This is a genomic window from Pseudomonas sp. Pse35 (assembly GCF_024519715.1).
In the GTDB taxonomy this organism is placed as follows: Bacteria; Pseudomonadota; Gammaproteobacteria; order Pseudomonadales; family Pseudomonadaceae; genus Aquipseudomonas; species Aquipseudomonas paracarnis.
Map to the genome: position 1 here is coordinate 17923 of NZ_JALJRP010000033.1, position 13858 is coordinate 31780.

The 13858-nt window shown below is 58.6% G+C and carries 11 protein-coding genes; 3 read left to right on the forward strand and 8 right to left on the reverse strand.

Annotated features, from left to right (window positions below):
* Window positions 1-27 precede the first annotated feature (27 nt).
* The 3 genes from rpoD to rpsU all read right to left on the reverse strand — a co-directional run bounded on the left by rpoD (window position 28) and on the right by rpsU (window position 4571).
* Window positions 28-1875: an RNA polymerase sigma factor RpoD gene (rpoD, locus tag OC445_RS22220; protein WP_034128833.1), complete on the reverse strand. Its 1848-nt coding sequence runs from the start codon at window positions 1873-1875 to the stop codon at window positions 28-30.
* Window positions 1876-1942: 67 nt separating this feature from the next.
* Window positions 1943-3913, reverse strand: coding sequence for a DNA primase (gene dnaG, locus OC445_RS22225; RefSeq protein ID WP_014720188.1), 1971 nt, complete (start codon window positions 3911-3913; stop codon window positions 1943-1945).
* A gap of 442 nt (window positions 3914-4355) precedes the next feature.
* On the reverse strand, window positions 4356-4571 hold the full coding sequence (rpsU, locus tag OC445_RS22230) for a 30S ribosomal protein S21 (protein WP_002551877.1): 216 nt from the start codon (window positions 4569-4571) through the stop codon (window positions 4356-4358).
* A gap of 203 nt (window positions 4572-4774) precedes the next feature.
* Here rpsU and tsaD point away from each other — a divergent pair, with 203 nt between their 5' ends.
* Window positions 4775-5800 (forward strand): tRNA (adenosine(37)-N6)-threonylcarbamoyltransferase complex transferase subunit TsaD, encoded by a 1026-nt coding sequence (tsaD, locus tag OC445_RS22235; protein ID WP_003194748.1) that lies wholly within the window; start codon window positions 4775-4777, stop codon window positions 5798-5800.
* A 31-nt stretch (window positions 5801-5831) separates the two neighbouring features.
* Here tsaD and plsY read toward each other — a convergent pair whose 3' ends face one another.
* Window positions 5832-6401 (reverse strand): glycerol-3-phosphate 1-O-acyltransferase PlsY, encoded by a 570-nt coding sequence (gene plsY, locus OC445_RS22240; RefSeq protein ID WP_198791605.1) that lies wholly within the window; start codon window positions 6399-6401, stop codon window positions 5832-5834.
* A gap of 74 nt (window positions 6402-6475) precedes the next feature.
* Here plsY and folB point away from each other — a divergent pair, with 74 nt between their 5' ends.
* Together folB and folK are read left to right on the forward strand one after the other, a co-directional pair.
* Window positions 6476-6829: a dihydroneopterin aldolase gene (folB, locus tag OC445_RS22245; protein WP_032895029.1), complete on the forward strand. Its 354-nt coding sequence runs from the start codon at window positions 6476-6478 to the stop codon at window positions 6827-6829.
* On the forward strand, window positions 6820-7338 hold the full coding sequence (folK, locus tag OC445_RS22250; RefSeq protein WP_034128829.1) for a 2-amino-4-hydroxy-6-hydroxymethyldihydropteridine diphosphokinase: 519 nt from the start codon (window positions 6820-6822) through the stop codon (window positions 7336-7338). Before folB ends, folK begins: the two co-directional genes overlap by 10 nt.
* Before the next feature lie 134 nt (window positions 7339-7472).
* Here folK and OC445_RS22255 read toward each other — a convergent pair whose 3' ends face one another.
* From OC445_RS22255 to OC445_RS22270, 4 genes are all read right to left on the reverse strand, one after another.
* A complete protein-coding gene (locus tag OC445_RS22255; protein WP_198791606.1) occupies window positions 7473-8702 on the reverse strand; it encodes a multifunctional CCA addition/repair protein in 1230 nt (409 codons plus the stop codon).
* Between the two features lie 63 nt (window positions 8703-8765).
* Window positions 8766-10331, reverse strand: a complete 1566-nt coding sequence (locus OC445_RS22260) for a SpoVR family protein (protein WP_003194736.1) — start codon at window positions 10329-10331, stop codon at window positions 8766-8768.
* A complete protein-coding gene (locus OC445_RS22265) occupies window positions 10328-11599 on the reverse strand; it encodes a YeaH/YhbH family protein (RefSeq protein WP_034116083.1) in 1272 nt (423 codons plus the stop codon). The genes OC445_RS22260 and OC445_RS22265 overlap by 4 nt, the downstream gene beginning before the upstream one ends.
* A gap of 113 nt (window positions 11600-11712) precedes the next feature.
* The gene (locus OC445_RS22270; RefSeq protein WP_003194732.1) at window positions 11713-13635 is read right to left on the reverse strand and encodes a PrkA family serine protein kinase; all 1923 of its coding nucleotides are present in this window, start codon (window positions 13633-13635) and stop codon (window positions 11713-11715) included.
* Window positions 13636-13858 lie beyond the last annotated feature (223 nt).

Here is a 13858-nt window from a genome sequence, read left to right on the forward strand (position 1 = left end):
CCCCGGCCTGGGCCGGGGGTTCTGGTATCACTCGTCGAGGAAGGAGCGCAGATGCTCGCTTCGCGTCGGGTGGCGCAACTTGCGCAGCGCCTTGGCTTCGATCTGACGGATCCGCTCACGGGTCACGTCAAACTGCTTACCGACTTCCTCAAGGGTGTGGTCGGTATTCATGTCGATGCCGAAACGCATGCGCAGTACCTTGGCTTCACGGGCAGTGAGGCCGGACAGTACGTCGCGAGTCGCTTCTTTCAAGCTCTCAACAGTGGCTACATCGATTGGCGACTGCATGGTCGAGTCTTCGATGAAGTCGCCCAGATGGGAGTCTTCGTCATCACCAATCGGCGTTTCCATGGAGATCGGCTCTTTAGCGATCTTCAGTACCTTGCGGATTTTATCCTCAGGCATTTCCATGCGTTCGCCCAGCTCTTCCGGAGTCGGTTCGCGACCCATTTCCTGCAACATCTGCCGGGAAATGCGGTTGAGCTTGTTGATGGTCTCGATCATGTGCACCGGAATACGGATGGTGCGGGCCTGGTCGGCGATCGAGCGAGTGATCGCCTGACGGATCCACCAGGTGGCATAAGTCGAGAACTTGTAGCCGCGACGGTATTCGAACTTGTCCACCGCCTTCATCAAACCGATGTTGCCTTCCTGGATCAGATCAAGGAATTGCAGGCCACGGTTGGTGTACTTCTTGGCGATGGAGATCACCAGACGCAAGTTCGCTTCAACCATCTCTTTTTTCGCGCGGCGGGCCTTGGCCTCACCGATCGACATACGACGGTTGATGTCTTTGATTTCTGCAATCGTCAGGCCGGTTTCGGTCTCAAGCGCGGTCAGCTTCTGCTGGCAACGGATGATATCGGGCTGCAGGCGACCGATGGCTTCGGCGTATTTCGCCTTGCCCTTGGCCAGTGCGTCGCTCCAGCTTTCGTCAACTTCGTTGCCCGGGAACTGGCGCAGGAAATCGGTACGCGGCATGCGCGCATCACGCACACAGAGCTGCATGATCGCACGCTCTTGGGCACGCAGACGCTCAAGAGCACTGCGAACACGCTCAACCAGGCCTTCGAATTGCTTGGGCACCAGCTTGATCGGCATGAACAGCTCAGCCAGGGCCACCAGCTCGGCAATTGCCTGCTTGTTGCCGCGACCGTGCTTCTTCAGGGCCTTGCGGGTGATTTCCATTTGGTCGGAAACCGCACCGAAGCGCTGAGCAGCGATGACCGGGTCTGGACCGCTTTCGGCTTCTTCTTCGTCGTCGCTGCTTTCAGCTTCGTCGTCGTCGGAGTCGTCGTCCGCTTTTGCGGCTTTCGCATCAACAGGCGGCGGTACTTCGGCGGCAGGCGGCGCAATGCCGTCGTCCGGGTCGATATAACCGCTCAGGACGTCGGACAGGCGGCCACCTTCGGTGGTGACGCGAGTGTACTCGGAGAGAATGTGGTCAACCGTGCCAGGGAAGTGCGCAATGGCGCCCATCACTTCACGGATACCCTCTTCGATACGCTTGGCGATTTCGATCTCGCCTTCGCGTGTCAGCAGCTCGACGGTACCCATTTCGCGCATATACATGCGCACGGGGTCTGTCGTGCGGCCGATATCGGTCTCTACTGCAGCCAGCGCGGCAGCAGCTTCCTCAGCGGCGGCCTCGTCGGTATCAGCGTCGGCCAGCATAAGGGAATCCTTATCTGGCGCGACTTCGAATACGTTGATCCCCATGTCGTTAATCATGCGGATGATGTCTTCCACCTGCTCAGGATCTGAAATATCCTCAGGCAGGTGGTCGTTGACCTCCGCGTAAGTCAGGTAACCCTGCTCACGACCAAGAAGTATCAACTCTTTGATACGAGACTGCTGTTGCGCTTTTCCGGACATAACACCCTATCCACTGAAGGTCTTGGCGGGCAAAAAACAAGCCGAGGATTATACCCGAGCTATGACCTCACACGCCAGCTGAGGTCGGGTTTGATGCGTAAACATTCTGTTTTAAGAGGTCGCGCATCTGTTTTGCTATCTGAATTTGCTCTTCAGCCGATAATCCCGGCTGCCTTGCTCTCTTGATAAGTTCGTCGAGGGTCTGAGTGTGTTGACCCGCGGATAACCTATTAATGGTGTCTAAAAACTGTTGTTCAAGGTTGTCGCCGTCAATTAGCCACTCCTTTTCCGCCAGTGCCCGTAATAAACGGCCCTGTTCCGTGCCATGCCAGCGAGCCATCAACTGGATTGAGTTTAGCTTAGGGTTTTTCTGCACGGCTTCGATCAGTGCAATAAGCACCTGGGCGTAGGTGTTGCTCTCGTTGGCAAAATGGTCGGCGCTTTCAACCTTACCGGCCAATTGCGGGTGGTGAATCAGTGTGCGCAGTGCAATCAATGTGGGGGCTTCCACCGCTACGGGTGTGCGTGGAGCGTAGGCTTCATCGCGATCACCGCGTTTACCGTTTTTGCTCCACGGCTTTTTATCCCACTTCTTGCCGCCTGCGCCGGGCTTCTTCGGCGTCCATTCCTGCTGGGGGGCGAAGGCCTCCTGAGGTTGGTGAAAGTCAGCGTAGTCCGGCATGGCGTCGTAATCCATGCCGGGGTCGTAGGCTGGCGGCGCCTCTTGCGGAGCGCTGTGCACCAGCTGGCTTACGGCTTCACCGCTCAAGCCGGTGATCTCCAGCAGGCGCTGGCGCATCAGTGTGCGCAAATTGGCGCCCGGGACTTTGTCGATCAGCGGCGCCGCAAGGGTGGCCATATGGGCCTTGCCCTCCAGGGAGCGCGGGTCGGCTTCTTCGGTCAGTTGCTGGAAAAAATAATCCGCCAGCGGCTGTGCATGTTGATTGATGCGTGCACGGAACGCATCGGTACCTTCCGAGCGCACGAGCGTGTCCGGGTCTTCGCCTTCGGGCAGGAACAGGAAGCGTGCGCGACGCCCATCCTGCAGGCTCGACAGCGTGGCTTCGAGCGCGCGCCAGGCGGCGTTGCGGCCAGCCTGGTCGCCGTCGAAGCAAAACAGCACGCTGGGCACGACACGGAACAGGCGCTTCAGATGTTCTTCGCTGGTGGCGGTGCCGAGGGTCGCGACCGCGTTGCGCAGGCCTTGTTGGGCCAGGGCGATCACGTCCATATAACCCTCAACCACGATGATTTCGTCGAGGTTGCGGTTGTTCTTGCGCGCCTCGAACAGGCCGTAGAGTTCCTGGCCCTTGTGGAACACCGGGGTCTCCGGAGAGTTCAGGTACTTGGGCTTGTCGTCCCCGAGTACACGGCCGCCGAAGGCGATGATGCGGCCACGGCTGTCGCGGATTGGGAACATCACCCGGTCGCGGAAGCGGTCATAGCGCTTGCCGGTCTCGGCGTTTTCCACCAGCAGGCCGGCATCGATCATGGCCTTTTGCTGGAGGGTGTCGCTGCTCAGGTGTTTATACAGATTGTCCCAGCCCGGCGGAGCGAAGCCGAGACCGAAGTCCCGAGCGATTTCGCCAGTGAGGCCGCGGCCTTTGAGGTAGTCGACAGCGGCCTTGCGCTGCGGATGGCTCTTGAGTGCCTGGCGGTAAAAATCGGCGGCAGCGGTCAGCAGCGGGTACAGCGGCGAATCGGTGGGTTGCCGGGGTTTGTGCGGGCGGCCACTTTCTTCGCGGGGCACTTCCATGCCGGCGGCTTTCGCCAGGTCCTCGACAGCCTGGGGGAAGTCCAGGTTGTCGTGGTCCATCAGGAAGCCCAGGGCATTCCCGCCCGCCCCGCAACCGAAGCAGTAATAGAACTGCTTGTCGGGGCTGACGCTGAAGGATGGGGTTTTTTCTTTATGGAACGGGCAGCAGGCGGTGTAGTTTTTGCCGGCTTTTTTCAGTTGTACGCGTGAGCTGACAACATCGACGATGTCGGTGCGGTTCAGAAGGTCGTCAATAAAGCTCTGGGGAATCAGCCCGGCCATGGCGTTCTCGTCATCACTGCGTGTAAATGAGGACCCGTGAGGTGTTCAAGCGCACGTATAGGGGGCTCGATCATCATCGTCTGCATGGGTCATCAGGAAGTGTATCTGCCGAATATTCACTGAGGGTAGTTTCTGATCAGTCTTCGGCATGGAAATGTTGCCCGGGCGTCCGGTCTTGGCCAATGGCAGCCTCGGAAACGCATCGATGGGCACAGCCGACACGGTTGATCGTCTGTTTGAAGAATAGGTGTGCTCGTCAGTAGCCTTGTTAGGCTCGTCAGAAGAGACGTGCACCGCTGGCAAAAGAGCCAGCCCTGACGTGTGAAGCAGTGTCTCGGTCGCATGTGCGGCGTCGACGGTGAAGCATCAAGCGATATCCGCAAATGCCAACAGCCCGGCTGAGGGCCGGGCTTGGCAGAAGCTTGCTACGAACGTCTGTGTATTAGTACAGACGAACGGCGCGGCGCTGTTCGCGCTGAACTTTCTTAGCGTGACGCTTAACAGCGGCTGCTGCTTTGCGCTTACGCTCAGAAGTTGGCTTCTCATAAAATTCGCGGCTACGAACTTCAGCCAGAACACCGGCTTTTTCGCAGGAGCGCTTGAAACGACGCAGAGCTACGTCGAAGGGTTCGTTCTCTTTTACTTTGACGGCTGGCATCCAGAGCTACCTTCTTTCATTACCGGGAATCAACGTTCTCGTCGCAAAAAATTCGCGGCTGAGGTCGTCGGTTTTTAAGGGTTGCGGATGTTAACCCCTCATTGCCCGGAATGCAAAGCCTCTGATCGAAAACCGCTAGTCGGGAGGGGGAGTGGCGACTATTATGCGCGCCTTCGAATTCAGCCTCTACAAGGCGCAAACCCATGCTAGTACTGGGACTTGAAACCTCCTGCGACGAAACCGGAGTCGCACTATACGACAGTGAACGCGGGCTTTTGGCCGATGCACTGTTCAGTCAGATCGACCTGCATCGCGCCTATGGCGGCGTGGTGCCGGAGCTTGCCAGCCGCGATCACGTCAAGCGCATGCTGCCGCTGATCCGCCAGGTGCTGGATGAAGCCGGCTGTGTGGCAACCGAGATCGATGCCATCGCTTACACCGCCGGCCCCGGATTGGTCGGAGCCCTGCTGGTTGGGGCCTCTTGCGCCCAGGCGTTGGCGTTTGCCTGGGGCATTCCTGCCCTTGGTGTGCACCATATGGAAGGCCATTTATTGGCGCCCATGCTGGAAAAAACACCGCCGGAGTTCCCGTTCGTCGCTTTGTTGGTGTCGGGGGGGCATACGCAGCTGGTTCAGGTGGACGGGATCGGCCAATACACACTGTTGGGCGAGTCGCTGGACGATGCCGCCGGTGAAGCGTTCGACAAAACCGCGAAGATGATGGGACTTAATTATCCGGGTGGTCCGGAAATCGCCCGCCTTGCCGAGAACGGCGTTGCCGGTCGCTACACCTTCCCGCGGCCGATGTGTGATCGCCCTGGCTTGATGTTCAGTTTCAGCGGCTTGAAAACCTCTGCCTTGAACACCTGGCAGCAGAGCGTCAGCGCCGGGGACGACGGCCAGCAAGCCCGTTGCGACATCGCGCTGGCGTTCCAGCAGGCTGTGGTGGAGACTTTGACCATCAAGTGCAAGCGCGCCCTGAAACAGGCGGGCATGAAGCGGCTGGTGATCGCAGGCGGCGTCAGCGCCAACAAGGCGTTGCGCAGTTCCCTGGAAAAAATGCTCGGCGACATGAATGGCAATGTGTTCTACGCACGCCCTGAGTTCTGCACTGACAACGGCGCAATGATCGCCTATGCCGGTTGCCAGCGCTTGCAGGCCGGGCAGCACGAAAGCCTGGCGATCAGCGTGCAGGCGCGCTGGCCGATGGAACAATTGCCGCCGTTGTAAGGTTCAAGGGCACCGGGTCCAGGCGGTATATTTAAAAATGCCGTTCGCGCCCGGCAAACAGGTCGCGTAGATTGCCGCGGTGGCGCCAGACGATCAGCAGTGTCAGCACGCTCATCGGTAGCAGCGCTTCTGGTTCCTGCCAGGCCAGCAGCGGCAGGGTCAGCGGCGTGGCAATCAGCGCGGCCAGCGAGCTGGTGCGGGTCAGGTAGAACGTCAGCAGCCAGGCGAGCATGGCCAGTAACGCCGCAGGGGGGTAAATGCCCAGCAGCATGCCGGCCGCCGTGGCGACGCCCTTGCCGCCGCGAAAGCGGAAGTACAACGGGAACAGGTGGCCCAGGACGGCACATAGGCCCACCCAGGCTTGCTGCTGCAAGCCAAGGCCGACGAGGCTGGCGATCAGCACGGGCAGCAGGCCCTTGCAAACGTCGCCCAGCAAGGTCAGGACGGCGAGTTTCTTGCCGGCCAGGCGCAACATGTTGGTGGCGCCGGCATTGCCTGAGCCACTCATTCGCGGGTCGGGATTTCCCGTCAGGCGGCTGAGCAAAATGGCGAAGGACAGCGAGCCGAGCAGGTAGGCGAAAATCGCCAGTGACCAAAACATGCTAACTATTCCGGGCGAGGACGCCCTGATTCTAACGGGGCATCGCGCCCTTGTCGTGCTGCGGAGAAAAGTGCTTGGACAGAGTGTTTATCGAAGGCCTGGAAGTCGACACCGTGATCGGGGCTTACGACTGGGAGCGCGGAATCCGGCAATGCCTGCGCCTGGACCTGAGCTTCGCCTGGGATAATCGCCCAGCTGCGGCAGGTGACGACCTGACCCTGGCACTGGATTACGCCAGGGTGTCTGCGCGTATCCAGGCCTTTGCCGAGCAGTCCCAGTACCAACTGGTGGAAACCTTTGCCGAGCGTCTGGCCGAAGTGCTGATGAGTGAGTTCCAGATTCCCTGGCTGCACCTCAAGTTGACCAAGCCCGGCGCGGTACCGGCTGCCAAGGGTGTGGGCGTGGAGATCGAGCGCGGATGTCGTTGACTCAGGTTTACCTCGGGCTTGGCAGCAATATCGACCGCGAGGCTCGTCTATGTGCCGGCTTGGATGCTTTGGCGGGTTTCTTGACGGATATGCGCTGTTCGGCGGTGTTCGAAAGCCAGCCGGTGGGGATCAAAAGTGGGCCGTTTTTCAATCTGGTGGTGTCGGCTTATACCGACCTGCCGTTGATGGAGTTGGATCGTCGCTTGAAATCCATCGAGGCTGACAATGGCCGCTACGCGCCAGACCGCAAAGGCCTGCCGCTGGATATCGATGTGTTGTTGTATGGCGATCTGGTGGGCAATTTCGATGGCTTGATCTTGCCGCGAGCCGAAATCCTGAAAAACGCCTTTGTGTTGTGGCCGCTGTCGATGATGGCGCCGGACCGTATGCACCCTGAGGCGGGCAAGACAATGGCCGAGTTATGGCGAGACGCGCAGATTGATCAGGTATTGGCACCTGTGGCGTTCGAGTGGCAGGGTCAACCACTCACGCCACAAGCTCTTTTGTAGGAGCCGAGCTTGTTGTGGCGAGGGAGCTTGCTCCCGCTGGGCTGCGCAGCAGCCCCATTATCTTGGGAGCGCTTCGCACTGGAGCGCCAGCCCGGTCCCGCGGGAGCAAGCTCCCTCGCCACAACGGCCATCGCCTAAGGAGAGGGGTTTTCCTTGTAGGCTTTCAATGCGCTTAACCGTTCGCGCTTGAGCGCCTCGCCCAGCTCGGAGCCTTTGAAACCCTTTTCTAGCAGCGGCGCGACCGGCACTTCGCGTGCAGCCTTTGCCGCTCCGCGCAAATAATCGGCCTGTGGATAACTGCGCTGTTCAAAACCCTTGCGGCCACGAGCGTCCATTTCGCAGGCCACCACGAACTCCTCAAAGCGTTGCGGCCGACGGTACACGTCGAAGCTTTGCAGCAACTCCAGCAATGTCGAGGCCTTGAGTTCAAGCGCTCGATGCCCGTGAGTATGATATTGCCCCACCAGCAAGGCCAACTCCTGGCAATCCCTCGGCACCTTGAAACGCTCGTTCACCGCTTTGATCAGCTTCAAGCCGCGATGTTCGTGGGCAATGTGCTGCGGCAACTTATCCACAGGTGTCAGGCCCTTGCCCAGGTCGTGCAGCAGGCAGGCCCAGCGCACGCTCAGCGGTTGCTTGTGCAGGGCAGCTTGTTCCAGCACGCTCAAGGTGTGCACGCCGGTGTCAATTTCCGGGTGGTGAGCTGCGGGCTGCGGCACGCCGAACAGCGCATCCACCTCCGGCATCAAGGTTTTCAGCGCGTCGCAGTCACGCAGTACTTGGATAAATACCTGGGGTTGATCTTCCATCAGCGCCCGTGAGATTTCCTTCCAACTGCGCTCGGGGGTAAGGGCCTCCAACTCGCCGGACTCACTGAGTTGGCGCATTAACTCCAGGGTCTCAGGGGCGACTGTGAAGCCAAGAGGCGCATAGCGCGCGGCGAAACGCGCAACGCGCAATACACGGAGTGGATCTTCGGCGAACGCGGGGGAAACATGCCGTAAAATACGCGCTTCAAGGTCGCGTTGGCCCTGATAAGGATCGGTCAGGTTACCCTCGTCGTCCTCCGCCATGGCATTGATGGTCAGGTCACGCCGAATCAGGTCTTCTTCCAGCGTAACGTCGGGGCTCGCATGGAATATAAAGCCGCCGTAACCCCGGCCATTCTTGCGTTCGGTGCGAGCAAGGGCGTATTCGTCACCGTTCTTCGGGTCGAGAAATACCGGGAAATCGGCGCCCACCGGTTTATAACCCTTGGCGAGCATCTCTTCGGCCGTCGCGCCAACGACGACGCGGTCTATATCGGTGACCTTGATGCCCAGTAGGCGATCACGCACGGCGCCGCCGACTTTGTAGATTTTCATGAAAAAGCCTCCATTAGCGGCACAGGATAACGCCTGAGCTTGGCCAATGGAGGCTTTGCTGTTTCAGAGATGAACGACGGCCATGTCGAGGCGGCCGTAGTCGTTGTCGTTATGATCGCTGCGCGGTGGCACATGATGGGTTTTCATCACTTGGTCGCCCTGCAGGGTTTCCAGATGAATATCAAAGCCCCAGAGCCGATGCAGATGCTTGAGCACTTCCTCAGTGGATTCGCCCAAGGGTTTGCGGTCGTGCTGCTGGTGACGCAAGGTCAGCGAACGGTCGCCACGCACATCGATGCTGTAGATCTGCACGTTAGGTTCGCGGTTACCGAGGTTGTATTGCGCGGCCAGGGTTTCGCGAATGATGCGGTAGCCGGGTTCGTCGTGGATGGCAGGTACTACCAGGTCGTCCTTGAGGTCGTCGTCCAGGATACTGAACAGCTTGAGGTCGCGGATCACCTGGGGCGACAGGTACTGCAGGATGAAACTCTCATCCTTGAAGCTGCTCATGGCGAACTTGATGGTCGATAGCCAGTCGCTGCCGGCGATTTCCGGGAACCAGCGGCGGTCTTCCTCGGTGGGGTGCTCGCACATGCGGCGGATATCGCGGTACATGGCAAAACCCAGTGCATAGGGGTTGATGCCGTTGTAATACGGGCTGTCGAAGCCTGGCTGGAAGACCACGCTGGTATGGGACGTGAGGAACTCCATCATAAAGCCGTCAGTGACCAGGCCCTCGTCGTACAGGTCGTTCATCAGGGTGTAATGCCAGAAGGTCGCCCAGCCCTCGTTCATCACCTGGGTTTGGCGCTGTGGATAAAAATATTGCGCGATCTTGCGTACGATCCGCACGATTTCACGCTGCCAGGGCTCCAGCAGCGGTGCGTGTTTTTCCAGGAAATACAGGATGTTTTCCTGAGGTTCGGCGGGGAAGCGTGCATTGTCTTTGTCGCTGTTCTTGTCGGCGCGCTTGGGGATGGTGCGCCACAGGTCGTTGATCTGTTTCTGCAGGTGCTCCTCGCGTTCCTTCTGGCGCAGGCGCTCCTCTTCTGCGGAAATCGGATAGGGGCGTTTATAGCGGTCAACGCCGTAATTCATCAGCGCATGGCAGGAGTCCAACAGGTCTTCTACCGCATCGATACCGTGGCGCTCCTCGCACTGCATGATGTATTGCTTGGCGAACACCAAGTAATCAATGATCGAACTGGCATCGGTCCAGGTTCGAAACAGGTAGTTGCCCTTGAAGAAACTGTTATGCCCATAGCAGGCATGGGCTACTACCAGCGCCTGCATGCAGATGGTGTTTTCTTCCATCAGGTACGCGATGCACGGGTCGGAGTTGATCACGATCTCGTAGGCCAGGCCCATCTGGCCGCGTGTGTAGGACTTCTCGGTACTGAGGAAGTGTTTCCCGTAGGACCAATGGTGATAGCCCAAGGGCATGCCCACCGAGGCATAGGCATCCATCATCTGTTCAGCGGTGATGACTTCTATCTGGTTGGGATAAGTGTCCAGGGCATAACCCGCCGCGATACGGCTGATTTCCCGGTCATAGGCCTGGATCAGTTCGAAGGTCCACTCGGAGCCAGTGGAAATGGGTTGGCGCTTGTTCTCTTTTTTGGCGGTCATGTCACTAACCTGCGCTGGAAGAGTTCACGGAAGACCGGGTAGATATCGCCGGCCGAGACCAGTTGCTGCTGGGCGAACGTGTCGGCAAAGGCTTCGCCGATGCGCTCGTATTCGAACCACAGGGCCTGGTGCTCACGGGGGGTGATTTCGACGTAAGTGTAGTACTGCACGAACGGCATGATCTGGTTGATTAAAATGTCCCGGCAGATTGGGGAGTCGTCGTTCCAGTTATCGCCGTCGGAAGCTTGGGCGGCGTAGATGTTCCAATCGTTGGCGGGGTAGCGCTCGGCCATGATCTCCTGCATCAGCTTCAGTGCGCTGGAAACAATGGTCCCGCCGGTTTCCCGCGAGTAGAAAAACTCCTCTTCGTCCACCTCTCGCGCGCTGGTGTGATGGCGGATGAACACTACGTCAATCTTGTCGTAGTTCCGTTTCAGGAACAGGTACAGCAGGATAAAGAAGCGCTTGGCGATGTCCTTGGTGGCCTGGGTCATGGAGCCGGAAACGTCCATCAGGCAAAACATCACAGCCTTGGAGCTGGGGTTGGGTTGCTTGACCAGCAGGTTGTATTTCAAGTCAAAGGTATCGAGGAACGGCACGCGGTGGATGCGCGCGCTGAGTTTTTCGATTTCCGCCTCTATTTCCTGGATATCGCCGAAGTTGTCCGGTTCTTCGCGCTTCAAGCGTGCCAACTCTTCCTTGGCCTGCTTGAGTTTGGCGCGGCTGCTGCCGGACAGGGCGATACGCCGTGCATGGGCTGAGCGCAGGGTGCGGATGATGTTGATGCGCGACGGGTTGCCCTCGTTGCTGATCCCTGCGCGTACGGTCTTGAAGGTATCGGTGCCGGTCAGGTTGCGTTTGACCAGGTTGGGCAGTTCGAGGTCTTCGAACATGAATTCGAGGAATTCTTCCTGAGTGATCTGGAATACGAATTCATCCATGCCTTCGCCAGAGTTGCCGGCTTTGCCCGGACCTTTGCCGCCGCCACCGCCCTGTGGGCGCTGGATATGTTCGCCGGTGGTGAATTCCTTGTTGCCGGGGTGCACCACGGTCTGTTTGCCGCCGCGGCCATGGTGAAGCACCGGTTCGTCGATGTCCCGTCCGGGAATGCTGATTTGTTCGCCATGCTCCATATCGGTGATGGAGCGGCGGCTGACGGCCTCTTCTACCGCCTTTTTGATGTGGTCACGGTAACGCCGCAGGAAACGCTGACGGTTTACCGTGCTCTTGTTCTTGCCATTGAGGCGTCGGTCGATCACATAGCTCATGGGGAGCCCTCCGGGCAGCTTCACGTTACAAGCTTCAAGCCGCGGGCTGGAAGCTTAGAGACAAGCGGTCAACTGCCAGGCCGGATGCCTGGCAGTGCGCGCTTGCCGCTGCCTTACTGCGATTTGCGAACCCGCAGGTACCACTCGGAGAGCAGTCGTACCTGTTTGTCGGTGTAGCCTCGCTCGACCATGCGTGTGACGAAGTCGTTGTGTTTTTGCTGATCCTCCTTGCTGGCCTTGGCGTTGAAGCTGATGACGGGCAGCAGGTCCTCGGTGTTGGAAAACATTTTCTTCTCAATGACCACCCGCAGCTTCTCGTAGCTGAGCCAAGTGGGGTTCTTGCCGTTGTTGTTGGCACGGGCGCGCAGTACGAAGTTGACGATTTCGTTGCGGAAATCCTTCGGATTGCTGATGCCGGCGGGTTTCTCGATTTTTTCCAGCTCTTCGTTGAGGGCCACGCGATTGAGGATTTCGCCGGTTTCCGGGTCGCGGTATTCCTGATCCTGGATCCAGAAATCTGCGTACAGCACGTAGCGGTCGAAGATGTTCTGGCCGTATTCGCTGTAGGACTCCAGATAGGCGGTCTGGATTTCCTTGCCGATGAACTCGATGTAGCGCGGCGCCAGGTATTCCTTGAGGAAGCGCAGGTAGCGCTCACGGGTTTCGGCCTGGAACTGCTCTTGTTCAATCTGCTGTTCCAGCACGTAGAGCAAGTGCACCGGGTTGGCGGCAATCTCGTGGGGGTCGAAGTTGAAAACCTTGGACAGGATCTTGAACGCAAAGCGCGTCGACAGACCGTTCATGCCTTCGTCTACACCCGCCGTGTCACGGTATTCCTGGATCGACTTGGCCTTGGGATCGGTGTCCTTGAGGTTCTCGCCGTCATACACCCGCATTTTTGAGTAGATGTTCGAGTTCTCCGGCTCCTTGAGGCGCGACAGCACGGTGAACTGGGCAAGCATCTTCAGAGTGTCGGGCGCGCAATGGGCCTTGGCCAGGGAGCTGTTGAACAGCAGTTTGTCGTAGATTTTGATTTCGTCGCTGACCCGCAGGCAGTACGGCACCTTGACGATATAGATCCGGTCGATGAAGGCTTCGTTGTTCTTGTTGTTGCGGAAGGTATGCCATTCCGATTCGTTGGAGTGAGCCAGCAGGATCCCGGTAAACGGAATCGCCCCAAGGCCTTCGGTACTGTTGTAGTTACCTTCCTGGGTAGCGGTGAGCAGTGGGTGCAGCACCTTGATCGGTGCCTTGAACATCTCCACGAATTCCATCAGGCCCTGGTTGGCCCGGCACAGTGCGCCCGAATAGCTGTAGGCATCGGCGTCGTTCTGCGGGAATTCTTCCAGCTTGCGGATATCGACTTTGCCCACCAGCGCAGAAATGTCCTGGTTGTTTTCATCGCCCGGTTCGGTCTTGGCCACGCCGATCTGGTTGAGGATCGACGGGTAGAGTTTCACCACGCGGAACTGGCTGATATCACCGCCGAACTCGGCCAGGCGCTTGGTGGCCCAGGGCGACATGATGGTGTTGAGGTAGCGCCGCGGGATACCGAAGTCTTCCTCGAGGATCGCGCCATCTTCCGTGGCGTTGAACAGGCCCAAGGGGGACTCGAAGACGGGCGAGCCCTTGATCGCATAGAAGGGCACCTTTTCGATCAATTGCTTGAGTTTTTCCGCCAGGGACGACTTGCCGCCGCCGACCGGGCCCAGCAGATAGAGGATCTGCTTCTTCTCTTCCAGGCCTTGGGCGGCATGGCGGAAGTAGGAAACGATCTGGTCGATGCATTCTTCCATCCCATGGAAGTCTTCAAAGGCCGGATAGCGGCGGATCACCTTGTTGGAAAATATCCGCGACAGGCGCGAATTATTGGCGGTTTCCACCAGTTCTGGCTCGCCAATCGCCAGTAGCAAGCGTTCGGCGGCAGAGGCGTAGGTGCTGCGGTCCTGCTTGCACAGCTCGAGATACTCCTGAAGCGTGAGTTCTTCCTGCTGTGTGGACGCGAAGCGTTGTTGGAAGTGGCTAAAGATACTCATGACGTCGTCACCTCGCTCGATACGTGGAGCCGACGCCGGATCAATCAGTCGATGCTGGCAGTCATTGGCGCACGCCAATGGCTGTTTTCCCCCCAGAACACCCTGAAACGTTACCGATGACCCGTACGCCGGTGTACCGGCTCTCCCCTGATTCGGATGGCCTGCGCTTAAGGATAGTTCGGAATCCGGGAGGTCAAGGCGCGATGCGCAATTAGTTTGGCTG

Coding starts and splice junctions, on each gene's coding strand:
- folK (WP_034128829.1), top strand. CDS start 6,820: ATGTCGTTGACTCAGGTTTACCTCGGGCTTGGCAGCAATATCGACCGC.
- OC445_RS22255 (WP_198791606.1), bottom strand. CDS start 8,702: ATGAAAATCTACAAAGTCGGCGGCGCCGTGCGTGATCGCCTACTGGGC.
- rpoD (WP_034128833.1), bottom strand. CDS start 1,875: ATGTCCGGAAAAGCGCAACAGCAGTCTCGTATCAAAGAGTTGATACTT.
- plsY (WP_198791605.1), bottom strand. CDS start 6,401: ATGTTTTGGTCACTGGCGATTTTCGCCTACCTGCTCGGCTCGCTGTCC.
- OC445_RS22265 (WP_034116083.1), bottom strand. CDS start 11,599: ATGAGCTATGTGATCGACCGACGCCTCAATGGCAAGAACAAGAGCACG.
- rpsU (WP_002551877.1), bottom strand. CDS start 4,571: ATGCCAGCCGTCAAAGTAAAAGAGAACGAACCCTTCGACGTAGCTCTG.
- tsaD (WP_003194748.1), top strand. CDS start 4,775: ATGCTAGTACTGGGACTTGAAACCTCCTGCGACGAAACCGGAGTCGCA.
- OC445_RS22260 (WP_003194736.1), bottom strand. CDS start 10,331: ATGACCGCCAAAAAAGAGAACAAGCGCCAACCCATTTCCACTGGCTCC.
- OC445_RS22270 (WP_003194732.1), bottom strand. CDS start 13,635: ATGAGTATCTTTAGCCACTTCCAACAACGCTTCGCGTCCACACAGCAG.
- dnaG (WP_014720188.1), bottom strand. CDS start 3,913: ATGGCCGGGCTGATTCCCCAGAGCTTTATTGACGACCTTCTGAACCGC.